The sequence below is a fragment of the Sphingobacterium sp. DR205 genome (genome assembly GCF_011064245.1).
Lineage (GTDB): Bacteria > Bacteroidota > Bacteroidia > Sphingobacteriales > Sphingobacteriaceae > Sphingobacterium > Sphingobacterium athyrii.
Genome location: NZ_CP049333.1, coordinates 4505881 through 4526523, shown reverse-complemented (window position 1 = coordinate 4526523; position 20643 = coordinate 4505881). Strand labels below are relative to the sequence as shown.

Annotated in this window: 14 protein-coding genes; 11 read left to right on the top strand and 3 right to left on the bottom strand. The window is 42.0% G+C overall.

From position 1 onward, the window contains the following. Positions 1–266 precede the first annotated feature (266 nt). Positions 267–1955: an RluA family pseudouridine synthase gene (locus G6053_RS19725; RefSeq protein ID WP_165308082.1), complete on the bottom strand. Its 1689-nt coding sequence runs from the start codon at positions 1953–1955 to the stop codon at positions 267–269. Positions 1956–2101: 146 nt separating this feature from the next. Between G6053_RS19725 and G6053_RS19720 the strand changes: the two genes are divergently transcribed. The 10 genes from G6053_RS19720 (at position 2102) to G6053_RS19675 (ending at position 16503) form a co-directional block, all read left to right on the top strand. Further along, positions 2102–2575 carry a DNA starvation/stationary phase protection protein gene (locus G6053_RS19720; protein ID WP_108633250.1) on the top strand — a complete coding sequence of 158 codons (474 nt, stop codon included), beginning with the start codon at positions 2102–2104 and terminating at the stop codon, positions 2573–2575. Between the two features lie 217 nt (positions 2576–2792). Further along, the gene (locus G6053_RS19715; RefSeq protein ID WP_241255022.1) at positions 2793–5183 is read left to right on the top strand and encodes a glycoside hydrolase family 31 protein; all 2391 of its coding nucleotides are present in this window, start codon (positions 2793–2795) and stop codon (positions 5181–5183) included. A 2-nt stretch (positions 5184–5185) separates the two neighbouring features. Further along, positions 5186–7144: a 1,4-alpha-glucan branching protein GlgB gene (glgB, locus tag G6053_RS19710; protein WP_165308079.1), complete on the top strand. Its 1959-nt coding sequence runs from the start codon at positions 5186–5188 to the stop codon at positions 7142–7144. An 87-nt stretch (positions 7145–7231) separates the two neighbouring features. Beyond that, complete coding sequence (locus G6053_RS19705; RefSeq protein WP_165308078.1) at positions 7232–8644, top strand: glycogen/starch synthase; 1413 nt, start codon at positions 7232–7234, stop codon at positions 8642–8644. Between the two features lie 6 nt (positions 8645–8650). Beyond that, complete coding sequence (locus tag G6053_RS19700; RefSeq protein ID WP_108633253.1) at positions 8651–9934, top strand: glucose-1-phosphate adenylyltransferase; 1284 nt, start codon at positions 8651–8653, stop codon at positions 9932–9934. A gap of 59 nt (positions 9935–9993) precedes the next feature. Continuing rightward, a complete protein-coding gene (locus G6053_RS19695; protein WP_165308077.1) occupies positions 9994–10755 on the top strand; it encodes a hypothetical protein in 762 nt (253 codons plus the stop codon). A gap of 1 nt (position 10756) precedes the next feature. Then, positions 10757–11539, top strand: coding sequence for a M90 family metallopeptidase (locus G6053_RS19690; protein WP_241254776.1), 783 nt, complete (start codon positions 10757–10759; stop codon positions 11537–11539). 74 nt (positions 11540–11613) lie between these two features. Beyond that, positions 11614–13395: a DUF4091 domain-containing protein gene (locus tag G6053_RS19685; RefSeq protein WP_206531779.1), complete on the top strand. Its 1782-nt coding sequence runs from the start codon at positions 11614–11616 to the stop codon at positions 13393–13395. Between the two features lie 256 nt (positions 13396–13651). Continuing rightward, a complete protein-coding gene (locus tag G6053_RS19680; protein ID WP_241254775.1) occupies positions 13652–15385 on the top strand; it encodes a thiamine pyrophosphate-dependent enzyme in 1734 nt (577 codons plus the stop codon). 650 nt (positions 15386–16035) lie between these two features. Further along, positions 16036–16503 (top strand): hypothetical protein, encoded by a 468-nt coding sequence (locus G6053_RS19675; protein WP_165308076.1) that lies wholly within the window; start codon positions 16036–16038, stop codon positions 16501–16503. Here the strand turns inward: G6053_RS19675 and G6053_RS19670 are convergent. Beyond that, a complete protein-coding gene (locus G6053_RS19670) occupies positions 16483–16878 on the bottom strand; it encodes a diacylglycerol kinase family protein (protein WP_165308075.1) in 396 nt (131 codons plus the stop codon). The two genes, G6053_RS19675 and G6053_RS19670, sit on opposite strands and share 21 nt — an antisense overlap. A gap of 241 nt (positions 16879–17119) precedes the next feature. On the opposite strand from G6053_RS19670, the gene G6053_RS19665 reads away from it, so the two are divergent. Beyond that, entirely contained in the window at positions 17120–18292 is a 1173-nt protein-coding gene (locus G6053_RS19665) for a MalY/PatB family protein (RefSeq protein WP_165308074.1), read from the top strand. A gap of 105 nt (positions 18293–18397) precedes the next feature. Here the strand turns inward: G6053_RS19665 and G6053_RS19660 are convergent, their stop codons facing one another. Next, positions 18398–20560, bottom strand: a complete 2163-nt coding sequence (locus G6053_RS19660; RefSeq protein ID WP_165308073.1) for a S46 family peptidase — start codon at positions 20558–20560, stop codon at positions 18398–18400. Between the last annotated feature and the right edge of the window lie 83 nt (positions 20561–20643).

Below are 20643 nucleotides of genomic sequence, written 5' to 3'. Positions count from 1 at the left end.
TCTTGTTTTTACTTTATTTCTGACTTTATAAGTATTAAAATCAAAAAATCAGTGAACAAAGGAAACAAAAAATTAAGAATAATTAAAATCTTATTGTAATGTAATAAAAGAAACGTAGTTCCGTCTTTTAAGGTTTAAATAGTTGTTTTTTAGCGGTTTGTCTTAAATTATTGATTTAGATCAATAATTTAACCCCCACATTTTGACTTCACGATGATTTTCCAGTCCACTATTTATTGACTTTTGTAACGATATAGTCAGTGCTGCTAAAAATCCGACGGGATTTGAAAAGAGATTTCCTGTCTGGAGCCCGGGTGAATAAATTTAATAAAAGCAGCATGCAGGTGTAACCTATTTGCTTTTCTGCCATATAGATCATCACCCAAGATCGGGGTATTCAGCCCTTCTGGGTGTACAGCGTGCATACGGAGTTGATGTGTCCGGCCTGTTAAAGGATAGAAGCGAACGCGTGTTTTACCATTTTCGACAGCAATTCTTTCCCATTTGGTCTGTGCTGGCTTTCCATAGGTATAACAGACCATTTGTCGGGGTCTGTCATCCAAATCCACACGAAGAGGCAGATCAATCAGTCCACATTCCTGTTCAATAACACCATCGAGTAAAGCAATGTACTCCTTGGTTATGGTATGTTGTATAAATTGGTCCTGGATGAATTGATGCGCCACCTTGTTTTTGGCTACCACCAAAAGCCCCGAAGTGGACATGTCCAGCCGATGGATAATAATCGGGCCGGCATTTGGATAGCGTTTGAGAACACGAGTATAGACGGAATCTTTCACATATATACCGGGAACGGATAAAAACTCTGCGGGTTTGTTGAAGACAATAATATCTTCATCCTCATAGATCTGCGGGAGTTCTGTTTGCAAGGTGGTTTCCTGTTGCATGGGATTCGGGTCGACCGTAAGTCCCTGAAGCATGTAACCCAGAATAGGTTCACATTTTTTACGGCAGGCCGGATAGTAATTTTTATGTCTACGGATTTCGGAAGCAGGGGAACAGCCCCACCAAAATTCGGCCAGTGCTATGGGGGTAAGATTGTGGCTGTAGGCATATTGTAATAATTTGGGCGCAGCACATTCTCCGGAGCCTGCAGGAGGTGTACTTTGGTCAAAATCCTGAAAAATGGCAATCACATTCTTTTGCTGCCCTTCAGCATTTAAAAAATTATATTGTTCAAAAAGTTGTCTTTGCAGATTGCCCGATCGGGTCTTGCGCTCCTCTTTCATTGCCAAAATATCGGAAAGCAATCGTTGGAGCTTAAGGTTTTCCGATTCCAGGGCCAGATGCATGTCATATTGATAGCGCTGAAGTTCTTGTTTATCCTTTAAGCTTTGGTTACGCATATCTTCCATCAGCGTTTCATACGCTTCGTCTGACAGGATAGGGCGCAATCTGGTTCGGGTTTCCTTACGTTCTTTTTTCTGATTTCTGAGTTTTGTTTTGAGCAGGTCAAGCGCTGTGTCCCATTGATCTTTTAGTCTATTGAGATTGCTTTTTGTTTGCGCCAGTTCCGCGCTGTTTTCAAGAAGTTCAATTTTTCTGTTGAGCGCATTTAAGTGTACTTCTTCATTCAAAAAGAAGCCATCCTTTTCCAGCATGTCAAATATAGGGGGCACAAAGTAGCTGTGTTTGTTGCTGCCAGCAAGCTTGCCTGATACAGCCGCAAGATATCCGAGGCGATGCTGCTGATCGCGGACAACCAATATACCAAACATCTTGCCTATGGCATGACCATCATTATTTTCTTCAAGACCAAAGTTATGTGTCCACTCGTTTTGTATCTCAAGGTAGGCCTGGAGTTGCTGCGCAGCAATAATGGCTAGCGGATGCGGTTCATAGCAAAACGGAAAAGTGAATCGCGACGGGAGTTCGATGCCCGAAATATCCTCCTTGAATGAATGAAAATAAGCGTTGTTGTCTAAAGTACCCACGGTCTTCCTCTAATAATATTTTGCTCGCAAAAATACGGTTATTATGCGATTGAAATGACATTTTAACGCCGTTTTTTTTGTTTTCCCTGCTTTTTTTGGGTAAATTTAACTAAGCGAAGAAGCTATAGTTAACAAATAAACACAATATGAAAACTTCAATTGGAATTAAAGATGCAGACTTAAAAAAAGTTGCGAAATTGCTCAATGTCTTATTGGCCGATGAACATATTATCTACATGAAAACACGCAATGCGCATTGGAATGTCGAAGGAGCTGATTTTCATGCGGCTCATTTATTTTTGGAATCCCAATACGATGAGCTGGCCGAAGTGATTGATGAAGTTGCGGAGCGTGTTCGTACCTTGGGCCATTATGCGGTGGGTTCCTTTGATAAATATCTGAAATTAACACGTTTGACAGAGTCTACTTCCGAAAAGACCGATAGCCAGTCTTATTATAAGGAACTGTTAACAGATCATGAGTCTATTGCGATGTCGATTCGTGCGGATATTGCTGTAGTCGAAGGAACGGCAGACAATGGTACGGAGGACTTTTTGGTTGGGCTATTGGAAAAACATGAAAAGATGGCCTGGATGCTGCGCGCGCATTTCATTATGTAGCATGTAGCAATTCATCTACGGTTATTGAAAAAAATCCCGCCCATCCTGATGGGTCGGGATTTTTTTTTACGTTTTGTTGTCGGCGCGGGATAATTTTTCTATCTTAAAGAGGAATTAAGCCTTCAGAAACATTTAATATAATACAGCTATGCTTGAAGACGACAACCTAAATCAAACCACACTAAACGAGGAAGAAAATGATGGTACTTTGGAGAGTATGCATCATGTGAATAATCCGGTATTGGATCTGCCCAAAATTGAAAAGAAATACCTCGAAAATGTTGTATCCCACAACCAAAACGATAAATCATACTATTTTTCCGACGGTAAGGCAACAGTTGAGATTAAGATCGTAACTGATGAGATTGTCCGTGTTCGATTGGCACCACAAGGAACGTTTTTAGAAGACTTTTCCTATGCGCTGGCAAAGAAAGATCATCGCGTCAGCATCCATCAGTGTAAAGAGGAAGAAGATCATTATAGTGTGCATACGAACACGATTTCCTGTCGGATCAATAAAGAAGACTTTTTGATTTCTTTCTCGGATCGGGCCGGCAAATTGTTTAATGCGGATCAGGCACCTATGCATTGGGAGGAAAATCCGGATTTTGGCGGATATTACGTCTATAGTACAAAGATAGCTTTTGAAAACGAAGCGTTTTATGGGCTAGGCGACAAGGCGACCAAGCTTAACCTCCGCGGTAAGCGATTAAAAAACTGGAATTCGGATACCTATGCATTTGCTTACGATCAGGATCCTTTGTACAAAACGATCCCCTTTTACATCGGGTTGAAAGATGGGGAAGCCTATGGTATTTTCTTTGATAATACCTTTAAAACCTATTTTGACTTTGCCGCTGAAGATCAGGGTAAGACTAGTTTTTGGTCTGAGGGTGGGGAATTGCAATATTATTATATTCATGGCCCCCATATTATTGATGTAATCCGGAGGTACCATACCTTGACCGGCACACATTATTTACCACCATTATGGGCTATTGGGTACCATCAATGCCGATGGAGCTATTACCCCGAAGCGAATGTACGTAAGGTGGCCGAAGAATTCCGTAAAAGACAGATTCCATGTGATGCCATTTACCTGGATATCGACTATATGGACGGATATCGCTGTTTTACCTGGAATAAGCAATACTTTCCAAATCCGAAGAAAATGATTGCCGATCTTGCCAATGAGGGCTTTAAGACCGTGGTTATGATTGATCCGGGAATTAAGGTTGACGAAAACTACTGGGTATTTAGAGAAGGAAAGGAGAATAGATATTTCTGTCGACGGGGCGATGATTATTTTATGGAAGGATTTGTTTGGCCCGGGCGCTGTCAATTTCCTGACTTTACGAACCCTGAAGTTAGGCAGTGGTGGGGAACTTTATACCAGGGACTGGTGGAGGACGGAGTTGCGGGCTTTTGGAATGATATGAATGAACCTGCAGTTTTTGGTCGTGGGACATTTCCGGATGATGTCAGGCATCAATATGACGGCCATCGCGGCTCGCACCGAAAAGCACATAATGTATACGGCATGCAGATGGTGCGGGCTACCTATGACGGCCTGAAGAAACTGTATAAGAATAAAAGGCCATTTACCATTACACGAGCGGCTTATGCCGGCACACAACGTTATTCATCGGTATGGACGGGAGATAACTTGGCTAGCTGGGAACATCTCAAATTAGGGACTTTACAGTTGCAGCGCTTGTCCACCTCAGGAATGTCTTTCTGTGGAACCGACATCGGCGGATTTACAGGGGAACCGGATGGTGAACTCTTTACGCGATGGATGCAGTTTGGCGTTTTTTCACCATTTATGCGTGTACATTCCGCCGGGGATACTCGTGACCGCGAGCCTTGGAGCTTTGGTGAAGATTGGGAAAAAATAAATAAAAAGTTTATTGAGCTGCGCTATCAGCTTTTGCCATATATCTACACTTGTTTTTGGGAACAGACCAAATACGGCTATCCGATCTTACGTCCTATTTCAATGGTTGAGCAGCATATTCCGACCAATTGGCAGCGGGAAGAGGAGTTCTGTTTTGGCGATAAAATATTGGTGTCGCCAGTGTTGCAACCCGGCCAGAAAAGCAAGATTGTCTACCTTCCCGCAGGAGATTGGTTCTATTATTTCAATAACGCGGTATACGTGGGCGGCAAAGAACATACCATTGCAACACCTTTGGATGAAATGCCACTATTTATTCGCGGTGGATCCGTTATTCCGGAATATCCCGTCATGCAATATACCGGAGAAAAGAAAGTGGAGGAACTGCAATTGAATATCTATTTTTCGGAGGGCGTGCATCGTTCTTACGTGTATTCCGACCATGGTGATACCTTCGCGTATGAGCAGGATATTTATCTGGAGAAATGCTTTACGGTGTCCGGATTAAAAGATTCCCTGTCAATCAAACAGACCCGTGACGGATTATTTACGGAGCGGTACGAAGAATATAAATTGCAATTGATCGGGTTGCCGTTTAGGGTAAAAAAAGTAAAAACAGATGGAATAGACACAAAAGTACAACAAGATGAACAGGGGCGATATTGGATTAATGTCGCACGTGAATTTGATAACATATTGATCGAGGGTTAAACATGGCCAATCAAGTAATACCGCATAGTCTTTTTTCGGAATTTGATGTCGCACTGTTCCAGGCGGGCAGGCATTTCAAACTGTATGAAAAATTTGGTTCGCATGAACTGGAAGTAGAGGGTGAAAGAGGCGTTTATTTTGCGGTTTGGGCCCCAAATGCAAAATCCGTTTCCGTAACGGGAAACTTCAATTTTTGGGACAAGGGGAGTCATCCCTTAAATGTCCGTTGGGATACCAGTGGCATCTGGGAAGGATTTATTCCCGGAATAGCCAATGGTGAAACCTATAAATATTGTATTCAGACTTCATCGGGAGAGGAACTGGAAAAAGGTGATCCATTCGCATTCAGATGGGAGGTGGCTCCTAAGACGGCTTCCATTGTCCATTCGACCTGGTATGAATGGAATGATGGCAACTGGATGAAGGAACGCATCGTAAATAATAGACTGGATCAACCTTGGTCGGTCTATGAGCTGCATTTAGGGTCATGGGTAAGGGATCCGGAGAGCCCGGAAACGCTGTTAAATTACCGTGAGATCGCCGTGCAGCTGGTGGCTTATGTTAAGGAAATGAATTTTACACATGTGGAATTTATGCCGCTGATGGAACACCCCTATTATCCTTCCTGGGGGTATCAGATTACAGGTTATTTTGCAGCAAGTTCGCGGTATGGCTCCGCCCAGGATCTGATGTTCTTGATTGATGAATTACATGCTGCGGGTATTGGCGTGCTACTGGATTGGGTGCCTTCACATTTTCCGGGGGATGCCCACGGACTCTTTCGTTTTGATGGTACGAGTCTCTATGAGCATGAAGACCCGCGGAAAGGTTTTCATCCAGACTGGCAGTCCTATATTTTTAATTATGGACGCAATGAAGTGCGCTCATTTCTGATCAGCAATGCTTTCTATTGGTTGGATCGCTTTCATATCGATGGGCTTCGTGTAGATGCTGTGGCCTCGATGTTATACCTGGACTATAGCCGAAATGCGGGTGAATGGATTCCGAATGAGTTTGGTGGTAATGAAAACCTTGAGGCCGTGCATTTCCTAAAAGAATTTAACGAGGCTGTTTATGCTCATTTTCCAGATGTACAGACGATCGCTGAAGAGTCCACATCCTGGCCGGGGGTGAGTAAGCCAACTTATGCCGGTGGTTTGGGCTTTGGAATGAAATGGATGATGGGGTGGATGCATGATACATTGGATTATTTTAAGGAAGACCCGATCAATAGAAAATACCATCATGATCGCATCACTTTTGCTACAGTATATGCGTTTCATGAGAATTTCATGCTCCCTTTGTCACATGATGAAGTCGTCTATGGAAAACAGCCTCTGATTTATAAAATGCCCGGTGATGAGTGGCAAAAATTTGCCAATTTGAGGGCTTTATACTTGTTTATGTATACTTTTTCAGGAACTAAACTGCTGTTTATGGGGGGCGAGTTCGGCCAAACGTCTGAATGGAACGTGAATCAATCGCTCGATTGGCATCTGCTGGAATTTATGCCGCATCAGGGAATGAAAAAATTTGTGGCAGACTTAAATGCGACGTATCGGCAGCAGCCCAGTCTCTTTCAAAAAGCTTTTGATGCATCTGGATTTGAATGGATAGATGCCGGCGACCGGGAAAATTCGGTTTTGGTCTATTGGCGTAAAGCTTTTGATTCTTGGGATGACACGGTGATCGTAATCAACCTGACGCCTGTTGTCCGTGAAGATTTTCGAATAGGTCTGCCTTATGCCGGTGAATGGGAAGTGGTATTAAGTTCAGACGATCTCCATTATTTCGGTTCAGGAATCTGTAGCCAACATGTTGCAAGTGAACAACTGCATTGGATGAATCGAGCGCAGTCTGCTCAGGTAGATCTTCCACCGCTTGGTGGCTATATCCTCAAACGTAAGCAGGATCGGAAAGAATCCACTCCAGTGAAGTCTGCGGAACGTGTCCCTGTATAGGGCGATGCATCCATGACCGGAGAAGTTGGTGAAGTAAATTTTAATAGGATAGGTTCCATCTGAGCGATGGAAAAAAAATATGTACAGATGAAAGTATTTCATTTAAGTGTTGAATGTTACCCAATCGCCAAGGTTGGTGGTCTCGCGGATGTCGTTGGTGCACTGCCCAAGTATCAAACTAAACTTGGGGTGGAAGCGGCGGTGATCATGCCCTGGTATGATCGCCCATTTGTTAGGGAGCATTCCTTTGATGTAATTCAAGAGGGAACTTTTTATCAAGGGTCTGAATTATTGAACTATTCTGTTTTTAAAGAAAAGGAAAACACACTTGGTTTTGAACTCTATTTAATAAAAATACCGGGTAAACTGGATCGTCAGGAGGTCTACTGTTATCCGGACGAAGGAGAGCAGTTTATAGCTTTTCAGCATGCAGTATTAAACTGGTTCAAAGCGAAAGCAATCGTACCGGATATTGTGCATTGCCATGATCATCATGTTGGCTTGATGCCTTTTCTGATGAAGTATAGCAATGAGTATAATTTCCTTTCCGGCGTGAAGACTGTTGCGACAGTACACAACGGTCAATACCAGGGCTGGACGCATTGGAGCAAGGCAATTCTATTACCCGGATTCGACAGCTGGAAATGGGGACTTTTGGATTGGGATGGTCTGATCAATCCACTTGCCGCATTGATTAAGTGCTGTGACGCCTATACGACCGTTTCGGAGGGGTATCTTGAGGAACTCTATGTGGAGGCAAATGGTCTCCAGCATCTGTTTTATGATGAGCGTCACAAGTCCGTCGGTATCGTCAATGGAATTGATTGGGATATCTGGAGCCCGGATAAAGACTATACCTTGATTGAAAATTATGATCTTGCATCAGCCTTTGCCGGTAAACTTAAAAATAAGCAGGCATTGGCGCAGCAATATAAAATTGATCCGAAGCTCCCTTTGCTCGTCTTTATAGGACGTTTTGCGACCGAAAAAGGCGCAGATCTGTTGCCGGATATAATTTTGGATTTGACCGAAAATTTTTCGGACAGATTGAGTATATTTATATTAGGTGCCGGGGATCCGGCAATTCAGTCACGGGTAAAAATGCTCGTGGATGAAAAGATAGAAAATTTTGATGTGTTCTTTGGTTATGATGAAAATCTAGCGCACTGGCTTTATGCAAGCGCAGACTTTCTTTTGATGCCTTCGCGGGTTGAACCCTGCGGGCTCAATCAGCTTTATGCCATGAAATATGGCACTTTGCCGATCGTACACCGTGTGGGTGGTCTGAAAGATACAGTCATTGATTTGGAAAACAATGGGTACGGCATTGGTTTTGAGTCGCTTGAGGTGGCTGAAATCAGAAAGGCGGTTATCCGGGCGGTCGAATACTATGAAAATAGGATTGAATTTGAGGACAACCAGCACAAAATAATGAGTTTGGATTTTTCCTGGGATAAATCCGCAGCAAAATACATAAGTCTATATAACCAATTAATTTAATTTGATATGTCACATCACAATGTAGTAGCTATCGTTCTGGGCGGGGGAAGGGGCTCGCGTCTGTATCCTTTGACCGACCAACGGTCTAAACCAGCTGTTCCTATTGCAGGAAAATATCGCTTGGTTGATATCCCCATCTCGAATTGTCTCAATTCGGGATTCAATAAGATTTTTGTGTTGACACAGTTCAATTCGTCCTCCTTGAATTCGCATATTAAGAATACGTACAACTTTAGTATTTTTAGTAAGGGTTTTGTCGACATTTTAGCGGCTGAACAAACCAATGATGGTGACAAATGGTTTGAAGGTACAGCAGATGCCGTACGCAGATCCTTCAGGAAGCTGGCAAGCATAGATTATGATTATGTCTTAATTTTGTCGGGGGATCAGCTTTATCAGATGGATTTTGATGCGCTGGTGGATTTCCACGTACAGAATGAAGGTGATTTGACAATTGCGACCATTCCCGTCAACGGTAAAGATGCAACAGGATTTGGAATTCTTAAATCGGATGAGCACAACCACATTACCTCGTTTATAGAGAAACCCAATCGGGAACAGCTGGTGGACTGGAGTTCAGAAGTGAGCGACCATTTGAAGTCGGAGGGACGTGAATACCTCGCATCCATGGGTATATATGTGTTTAGTAAAGGTGTACTAAAACGTCTGCTGGAAGAAAACAGTGGGATGGATTTTGGAAAAGAGATTATCCCGGATGCGATTGAAAATATAAAAGTGCTCAGTTATCAATATGAAGGCTATTGGACAGATATCGGAACGATCGGCTCATTTTATGAGGCCAATATTGGACTGACTGATAATATCCCTGCCTTTAACCTATTTGATAAAAATACAGTTTTTACTCGACCGCGGATGCTGCCACCATCTAAGATCTCGGGGACAACCCTGCTTAACTCCGTTATTTCCGATGGATGTATTATCCATGCCGATAAGATCGACCGTTCTGTGATCGGTGTGCGTTCGCGTATCGGTATCGGTTCGGTGGTACGCGGGACCTATATGATGGGATCAGACTACTACGAGGACTTTTCGGATATGGACGAAGCCAAAAGAAAAAATATGCCTATTGTAGGAGTAGGAGAACGTTGCTATATCGAAAATGCCATTCTGGATAAGAATTGTCGTATTGGAAATGATGTTCGCATCAATGGCGGTCCTCATTTATTGGATGCTAACCACCAGACTTACACGGTTTGTGATGGCATCGTGGTTATCAAGAAAAATGCCGTTATCCCAAGTGGTACCACCATCGGGCTGACAACAGTATAAATTTATTTAAACAAGGGAGATAATATATTGTTATAATTGCGTGTTATTGTAATAAAAAAATGCAGTTAAAACAGATTATCTCCCTTCTTTTTGTGTTGATCGCACTGGCCGCCTGTGATACTTCCCTAATGGTGCAGAGTACAGGCGTTTTGCGGGATGCATCGCGGAAATTTGAACTCCATAACGGCGATCGTCGTATCATTTACATTCCGATGCGGCATTTAGGGACTCGCGTATATTATGATCAGATACAGACTGCTGTAGATTCTCTTCAAAAATCAGGATATGTCGTTTTTTATGAAAGTATCGCCTATCAGGTGGATAGCGCGGCACAACGCGACCTTTATGACCGCAAGTTTAGAAAATTGACCGGTAACCGGCTCGGACTGCAGCAGTGCATTGAGACTCCCGGAGATACCTCCCGCGTATTGAGAGCTCCTTTGTACCGGAAACTGGGACAGCGTATTATCAGCCAGCCGGATTATTCTTTTTTTCTGGTCAACTATGAAACTGCTGTCAACGCTGATATTCCTAAAAACAAATTACTTGATGATTTTGAATTCCGTTATGGTACCATACAGCTGGATGCCTGCGACTATAATACCCCACTAAATGCACCCTATAGCTGCAAACCGATAAAAACAGCGCTCAAAAACAAGTTTGACAAAGAGTTTGTTATGCAGCAAAGAGAAGAAAATCTAGCTTCCCTGGTGGCTGATGCCCCTCAGCAGAAAATTTTAATCTTATTTGGTACATCTCATTTTAAAGGCTTTTTGCGTAATTTGCAAGCCAGAGACCCACGTTGGATAAAGATAAAATAATATGTTGGAAAAGATTTTTATTATACTGCTCATACCAGTAGTGATTTATGTTGTCTATTACCTATTGAACCGTACGGCTAAAAATAATACGGCAATTAAACGTGTTTTGAGTGATGAGGGGAAAAACATCCTGGAACAGGAGGTGGCCTACTATCGTCACCTTTCGGTTGCCGATAAACAGGAGTTTGAAACGCGCTGTCTGGCATTTTTGGATACGGTCAAGATTGAAGGCGTGGGAGTAACCCTGGAATTGAAAGATTATATGCTCATTGCTGCGAGCGCCATTATTCCGATATTTGCCTTTAAGAAATGGACTTATCCCAACTTGACCAATATTATGGTCTACCCATCACACTTTAATGCAGATTACCAGTTCGAAGGACATGCAGACCGGAATATTATGGGCATGGTAGGTGAGGGCGCTATGAATGGACAGATGATTCTATCCAAATCGGCTTTGGAATATGGTTTTGAAAATCCAAATGACGGACAGAATACCGCGATCCACGAATTTGTGCATCTCATTGACAAAACAGATGGTACAGTAGATGGCGTTCCAACTTATTTATTGGATAAGGCTGCCATAATTCCTTTCATGAATTTAATACGGGAGGAAATTAACAAGATCAAAGAAGATAGATCCGATATTGACACTTACGGCATGACTAATCCCGGAGAATTTTTTGCTGTTGCTTCCGAATATTTTTTTGAAAATCCGGCAAAATTTCAAAAGAACCATCCCGAACTTTATACAGCACTTTCTAGAATTTTTGAACAAAGTTAAGTGGGGATAAATAAAATTTTAGTATTTTTAAAGCAAACAGAAAATGTTTGCTTTTTTTGTTAATTACAACTGTTATGCCTAAAACTACTATTTATTCTACTATTGCATTCGCATGTCTATTATTTTGCGGCAATAATCAGGTTTATTCTCAGGAGCGTTATGCCGTGGGGACAACTTTTACTGAAATGGCAGATCCGACAAAGGATACGCTTTCTAACTGGTCGAATGTTAAAGCAGGTCTGCATGCTTCATTTGTATCCATAGATAAACGTTATCCAAAGTCAGTGAATCCCAATGTTACTGTTCAGCACAGTGCTACATTGGATGCCTGGAAAGGAGAACAAGTATCTGCTCAGGTACTTCTATGGACCAATGCTGCAACAGCAGATGTTGTTGTTGCGCCGGGTGAACTAAAAGCAGGTAATGGAAAATCTATTGGTGCAGATGCAATTCAGGCACGATTCGTTCGTTATGTGATGACAGACGAATTTGCGAGTGGCTGTGGTCATCGTAAGCCTGAAGATTTTAAAGCTTCCCTTTCTGCGGATATGTTGGACGATCTGAAAAGTTATGATCTCGAAGCGAAGCGTGTCCGCCCTGTGTGGATTACGGTCAAAATACCTTCCGGAGCTACTGCGGGTCAATATAAAACGACAATTGCCGTTAAACAAAAAGGTAAGGTGAAGCAGAACTTGATATTGACCGTGAATGTTCAAAATCAGGTTTTGCCACCAGCCTCACAATGGTCATTTCATTTGGATCAATGGCAGCATCCATCGGCCGTGGCCCGTGTCAACAATGTTAAGATGTGGAGCGACGAGCATTTTGAAGCCTTAAAGCCAACAATGAAACAGCTTGCGGCAGCGGGACAGAAAGTGATAACGGCAACACTTAATAAAGATGCCTGGAATGTACAGACCTATGACCCTTATGCAGATATGATCAGCTGGAAGAAAGCGAAAGATGGCTCCTGGAGCTATGATTATGCTGTGTTTGACAGGTGGGTGCAATTTATGATGGACTTAGGGGTCAATAAACAAATCAATTGTTACTCTTTATTGCCATGGAATAATGAAGTTCATTATTTCGATGAAGCAAAAAATGAACTTGTGAATGTCATTGCGAAACCAGGAACACCGGTGTTTGAGGAGTTGTGGACACCTTTTTTAAAGGATTTTAGCAAGCATGTCAGTGCTAAAGGCTGGCTGAAGATTACCAATATCGCAATGGACGAAAGGAGCCGCGAGGAGATGGATCCAGCGGTAGCGCTGTTGGAGCGGGTGGCCCCTGAATTTGGAATTGCGTTTGCAGATAATCATAAAAGCTACCAACGCTATCAAAAAAGTACAGATATTAGCGTAGCTGTGGGCGATCCTTTTGACCATAATGATCTTATCGAACGACGTAAAAAGGGTTATATCACAACATTTTATGTTTGCTGTTCGGATGAATTCCCGAATCAATTTACCTTTTCTGATCCTGCGGAGTCTACTTATATGGCCTGGTATGCGCTTGCTGCAGGTTTTGACGGAGCATTGCGTTGGGCCTTTAATTCTTGGGTAGTTGATCCTTTAAGGGATTCGAGATTTCGGACATGGCCGGCGGGGGATACTTATATTGTTTATCCGCAGGGACGAAGTTCAATTCGCTACGAGCGTATGCTGGAAGGTATTCAGGATTATACAAAAGTCGGTATCCTGAAAGCGAAATTAGAAGAGGCGAATGATGCATCAAATTTAGCAAAATTGAATGCCAAAATTGCCAAATTAAATAAGTCCAAACGTTATGCGGACTGGAATAAAGACCTCAATGATGCGAAGGCGTTTGTCAATGCATTATCCAGTCAGATCAAATAAACAGCTCACAGGACATTTGGATGTACCGGCTGCCCCTTTATCGTATTGGGGCAGCTTTTTTTTTGATTTTTTTCTTTGAGCCCTGATGCTCAATTTGTGGTTTCGGTCTGAAAAACGGTCAGTCCGGCGCCATTTATCTTTTTCGCGCAATGGCAGAATATCCAAAACCATTGTTTCCCAATATTGTTGTTATAAGAAGGCGGTCGCATGATTAATACATCGTCGCATTATCAACTTCTTAAATCATTATATGGGTATGAAAAATGTAGCACACCAAATCGTTGGTATTTTAAAAGATGCGGGAATCAAACGTATTTATGCCGTAACAGGAGATAGTTTAAATTTTTTCAATGAGGCTGTTCATGAGGACGGAACCATGCAATGGATACATGTTAGGCATGAGGAGGTTGGCGCATTTGCCGCGACAGCGGAAGCAGATTTACATGGAATCGCCTGCTGTGCGGGAAGCAGTGGTCCGGGACATGTCCACCTGATCAATGGCGTTTACGAGGCGCATAAGACACGTGTTCCGATGTTGGTAATTGCTTCGACCTGTGCCACCTATGAGTTTGGTACAGACTATTTCCAGGAAACCAATCCGATTAAATTGTTTGACGACTGCTCTTGTTATAATCAGATGATTACCCGCCCGGAACAGGTGCAGCGTATGGTTCAAAATGCATTACAGCAAGCGATTTCCAAACGCGATGTTGCTGTCATCGGCTTACCGGGAGATGTTTCCGAAATGGAATCCGTTCATATGAATACTTCTTCAAAAGTGTTTTTTACACAGCCACAGATCAGACCCTCTGATCTGGAAATTGGCCGTTTGGCACAATATATCAATCAGGCAGAAAAAGTGACTTTATTCTGTGGTGTTGGTGCTAAGAATGCGCAGCAACAGATTGTTCAGCTCTCCCAGAAAATTCATGCACCGGTAGGCTATTCGTTTAAGGCTAAACTGGATATCCAACGGGACAATCCCAATGAAATCGGTATGACGGGACTTTTGGGAACTGCGTCGGCCTTTCAGAGTATGCACCATTCCGATCTGATCCTGTTATTGGGAACAGATTTTCCTTATAAGGATTTTATACCTACCAATAAAACGATTGTTCAGATAGATATCGAAGGGGAGAAACTCGGCCGACGGTCAATCGTGGATTATGGTCTGGTCGGTGATATTGAGCACACGCTGAAAGCTGTCTTACCATTTGTGGAGGCAAGAAGCGATTCAAGTTTTCTTGAAAAACAATTGGCAGCTTACGAAAAAGTAAAAGAGGATTTAATGATCTATGTGGATGATTCGGGCAGTGAATGTGCTATTCAACCAGAATTTGTAGCCCATATGATCGATCAAAAGGCAAGCGACGACGCAATATTTTTGCTGGATACGGGAATGTCCTGTGTTTGGGGGGCACGCTATATCAATCAGCGGCGGGATCGCAAGATGCTTGGATCATTTAATCATGGATCCATGGCAAATGCTATGCCGATGGCAATTGGTGCAGCATTGACACATCCTGAAAGACAGATTATCGCGTTCTGCGGTGATGGAGGTCTTTCGATGCTGCTCGGGGACTTGGCTACGATAAAACAATACAATCTGCCAATAAAACTGATCGTATTCAATAACCGTTCGCTTGGGATGGTCAAGCTGGAGATGCAGGTAGCCGGTTTGAAGGATCAGGAAACCAATATGGTTAATCCTGATTTTGCCCTGGTCGCACAGGCGATGGGAATTCGCGCATTTACCGTGACTCAACCCGAAGCGGTCGATGGTGTGCTCAGTGAAGCATTTCGCATAACGGATGAACCTGTGCTTATTGATATTTATACCAGTCCAAATGCCTTGGCCATGCCTCCTAAAATTTCCTTTAGCCAAATGAAGGGAATGACTGAAAGTATGGCGAAATTGATGCTTTCAGGTAACTTTGAAGAAGTCTGGGATACCATCAAATCAAACTATAAGCATTTGAAATCGCTCTGATAATGCTGAACAAAACGCTTAATCCATCATAAAAAAGCCTCTCCAATGCAAATTATAGTTGGGGAGGCTTTCTGTTTCAAGAAAAAATGTTCGGACTATTAACTTAATGAATTAGAGATCAACACTGGCGCTGAACGAACCAAAGGCTTTTCAATAACTCTTCTTTACAGCGTCGAAGCTTTTCTATTTTCGATTCCGAAGAAATAGAAACGTTCTCTTTAACAATAATAGCCAAATCTGTTTCAATGGATAATTTAGTGAGGGATGTACACCCACTATCAAATTTCTTAAAGCTTACATCTTTCATACTAATATTGGTTAAGAATTCCTGAATTTTATAGAGTACAATTTACTAATAAAAATTAGCTTTACAATACGCTAGGGATAATTTTATTGTTACTAAATTGTTTATTTTTAATCTTTTATCGCATTATAACTTATAAACAATATTGGTGTGATTTTTGTTTTCTTAATTCCAAAATATTAAATGCTAGTTATTTAAAACAATATACTGTTTTGATTGCTATTCATATTAATAAACAAAGGTAGAGGATATAAGCTGTTCCGCAGTTTCGATCGTGGTATGAACAGACTTTCCCCAACGCGTATTTCATCAGCTTTAGCTGCATACTTTAAAAGAAATTATTCACATGAAAATAATCAATTTTGGATTGTCATTACTGGTTTTTGCCACTGCCTGTCAGCAAACCGGAAAAAAGCAAAGTGACCATGTACAAATGGGATCAGATACCACAAGTGCTACAGCAACAGTTGCTGAAAATGGAACTTATCAATACCTCAAAAATGGAGATACAATTTCGTTAACAATCGCTATTGATGGCGATAAAGTACATGGCGATCTCAATTACATCTGGAAAGAGAAAGACCGAAATATAGGACATATAGATGGTGTGCTTAAAGACAGCATTTTATTGGCAGACTATACCTTTTCCTCCGAGGGACAGCAATCCATCCGTCAGGTAGCTTTCAAATTTGGTAAAAACCGCGTCGTTGAAGGGTATGGTGCAATGGAAGATAAAGGCGATAAGATGTCATTTGTTGCTCCGGACAAATTGGTGTATGATCAGAAATTTGTTTTAGAAAAACTGAGACAATGAGCTCATTGATAGGAATTTTGGGATAAATATGATCAGTCCGATCAGCAAGGCCATTAGACTGCTTAGCAGAACCGCTGCCGCGGCAATGTCCTTGATTTTTTTGATGCTGGGATTTTTTTCCTGGCAGATAAAATCAGCGATGTGTTCGATGGCGGTATTAAGCAATTCACAAACGAGAACAAAACCGATGGAAAGAATAATGGCCAGCCATTCATAACGGCTGATTCGGAGCAGACAGGAAAGTATAATTACTAAAATTGCTGCAACGAGGTGTATCCTGAAATTATGTTCTTCTTGCCCAACAATTTTTAATCCGTTGAAGGCATGACTAAAACTTCGGATTCTATCTTTCCATGAAAAATTGCTCCTGGCCATATTCGTTCCTAAATTTAATGTAAATATAATCTTTCCCTTTGTCTTGCACTGTCTTAATTTATGTTTGCCACTGAAGTTGCTCTAATTAGCGGTAACTTTTGCCAATAGTTCACTTTACCGATCTGTAGTTTTTTTGCCGAGGGGTATGCATTGTGTTTTGAGCTGAATTTAATCATTTTGGTAAGCAATTTTTCCCAATGATTTTATTGGCAATACGTTCTATTTTTGAGTAAATTGCTTAATGATCTACAATTTTGATAAAATAATCGACCGTAGGGGCACCGATTCCGTAAAATGGAACCAGCAGGACTATGTTGATTTAATCCCGCTTTGGGTTGCTGACATGGATTTTTCTGTTTCAAGGCAGGTTATGGAGGCGCTGACCGAACGTGTTCAACATGGCGTTTATGGCTATGCGAAAGTTCCGGATGTTTTTTATGAAGCGGTATCAGACTGGTCTAAACGTAAACATGGTTTTCCATTGCAGCGCGAATGGATACTTCCGGTTTTGGGTGTTGTGCCGGCTCTGTCGGCTATTGTTGCAGCATTGACCGAAACTGGAGACAAAGTGCTTATTCAGGAACCTGTGTATCACTGTTTTTTTTCATCTATCGAACGCAATGGCTGTGAGGTAGTTTCTAATGACCTACGGTACCAAGATGGACAATATACGATAGACTTCGAAGACTTCGAAGCTAAAGCGAGCGATCCAAAAGTAAAACTTTTTATCCTCTGCAGTCCACACAATCCTGCGGGTAGGGTATGGACCAGGGCGGAGCTTGAACGCCTTGGTGAAATCTGCCTCAAGCATGATGTTCTTGTTGTCTCGGATGAAATCCATTGCGACCTGGTTTTTGAAGGACATCAGCATATTCCTTTCGGAACGATCAATTCGGCCTTCCTGGCGAATACGATAACCTGCATTGCACCAAGCAAAACCTTTAATCTGGCCGGGTTACAAGTTGCCACTGTCATTGTAGCAGATCCGCTGCTGAACAAGAAGGTGCAGCATGCTTTTCTGGTCAATGAGATTGCAAGTATAAGTCCATTTGCGATCACGGGGCTAATTGCTGCTTATCAACACGGTGAGGACTGGTTGCAACAAGTGCTGGCCTATATCCATCATAACTATTGTTATTTAAAAAATTTTATGGATGAGCATTTGCCAGCGTTGAAAGTTGTTCCGTTGGAAGGGACTTATCTGGTCTGGATAGACTGTACGGCTATGAAAATCCCTAGCCGAAAGCTGGGACAGATGTTGCTAGAGGATGCTCATTTACAGGTGAATGTTGGTGCCATGTACGGTAAGGGAAGTGATTTTTTTATCCGTCTGAATATTGCCTGTGCCAGGACTGTTTTACAGGAGGGGTTAAACAGATTGAAACAGGTACTGCTGAGTCTGCCAGGAGAATAACGTACTATTGAACTAAATTGGTTATATGCTGCTTGTAAAAAGCACCTGAACAATTGATTCAGGTGCTTTTTTATTGGGAGGTACTTTGCGGTGAAGTGGGTATGGTTATATACCCATTTCCTTTAAGATAAAATTTGCATTATCAATTTTGTCAGCTACCCAAAGCACATAACGGATATCCACACCAATGGATCGGCTATAGCTTTCATTCCAAGCAAAATCGTTAATTGTGGCATCGTAAGCACGGTCAAAGTTTACACCTATCAACTCACCATTTGCGTTCATGATGGGGGAGCCGGAGTTACCGCCCGTGGTATCCATATCATACAGTATATTGACAGGAACCGATCCTAAGTCTTTCTTGAGGTACGGACCGAAGTTTTTATTGAGATAAGCGGTCTTGATTTCCTGCGGATAGTCAAATTCGGGCAGACCGAGGTTTCCTTTTTGAATAATTCCTTCAATGGTCGTGAAAGGTTTCATATAGGTGGCATCTGCAGGAGCATATCCCTTGATGTGCCCATAGGTTAAACGCAGGGTGGAATTGGCATCCGGAACGAAGTTTTTGGCCTGAAAGATTTCCTTTACAGCAACATAGTCACCCATCAGTTTGTTGAGGACACCTTCACGTCTTTCCTGTTCAGCAGCGAAGATGACAATATCGCTATTCAGTTCATTTTGAAAAGCCAGCAGCTTATCATCAAATTGCTGTAAGGCGTTTGCATTGGCCAAAACTGTATTTAAAATATAGTTTTGATCAGCTAATTTACTGCCATTGATGATTTGTGTCGCAAAGTTATTGGCTGATTCGTTATTCAATTGAAGTTTTTGAACTGCCATAATCTGATTTTTTCCCTGAAAAGCGGCAGCGTCGGCAAGCATTTTCCCAAAAATACGTTCGTCAGCCTGTTTGTTGTAGCTTTCATAAGTTTCCTGGATGCTCTTTTTAAGCTGTTCAACATTGTAATCAAACAACTGTTTAGCCATTTGTGGAGATCGCTCTTTACGCATTGCAACTTTTAAGGTATTCAGATCCCGGGCGACTTTCAGTAAACTGGTGCTGTTGTAAATATTATTAATCCAGAGCTCTTTCAACGCATCTTGATCACTGACCTGGTAGTAGGCAGCGATATCGTTCAACAGATTGCCATACTTATCTTTAAGTTCCGGTTTGCTTAAAATAAATGCGGCTAGGGCCTCATCTTCTTGCTTTTTGGTTGAGAGAAGGTCTATACCACGCAGCCCTTTTAGCTTACCGCGGTAATTTTTGAGCACATTGGCGTTACGTTTGATCCGTGTTGCCAGAGAGAGTGCGATATCCGTATTGTCTTTACCTGCTTCTTCCATTTGCCTATTCTGGAAATCGTACAGATTAGAAACATAGGGTAATAAATAATCTTGTTGGTATTTGATATACTGTGCGGGACGGTGTCGGAATGTTTTGCCCGGATAACCCAAGATAAAGGTGAAATCATTTTCTTTCACGCCATTTGGATTGACTTTCAGGTGTTTTTTTGGCTGGTAAGGCACATTATCTTTCGAAAAGGGTGCTGATTTTCCATCTTTACTAACGTAGGCTCGAAGGAATGAATAGTCGCCCGTATGGCGTGGCCATACCCAGTTGTCGGTCTCACCTCCAAACTCACCAATATTTTGACGTGGAATATACACCAGACGAACATCTTCGATCGTTTTGTAGCGAAACAGCACGTAGCTCTTGCCGATGAACATTTCGGAGACTTCGGCTTTGATCGTTGGATCTTCTTTTTCGGCCTGTTTAACAAGTTCTTCTTGTTTTCTTTTGATCGTATTGATGCGTTCGACTGGATCGCTGATATTAGCTACAGCATTTAATATTTTGGCCGATACATCTTCGTATGAATCTGTAATTCTTATTTTTAATCCTTTTGCTTCAATCTCCTGTTCCTGATTTTGTGCCACAAAACCATTTTTAAGATAATTGTTGATGGCAGTACTGGCCAATTGAACGGCTGAAAACGCACAGTGATGATTGGTAATGATCAAGCCGCGATTGGAAACGAAAGATCCAGTACATCCGCTGACCTGAACCAAAGCGTCCACCAATCCAACTTGACCGGGATTGTAAATGTCCTTTTCACTGATCTTTAGTCCGGCTTTTTTTAATCCGGCTCTATTCAGGTCACTCAGCGGATACATCCCTTCGTCTGGATTTGCTTTACCAAGCGGGACATTTGTAGCGGATAACAATAGTGCCAATGCAATTGTAGTATGATGTCTAAACTTCATAGGATTCTTAAATGTCAACTGTTGTAAATCTCCAAATTTAAGAAAAGCTTTTTGATGATTCGACTTTTCTGTCAACTATTGTC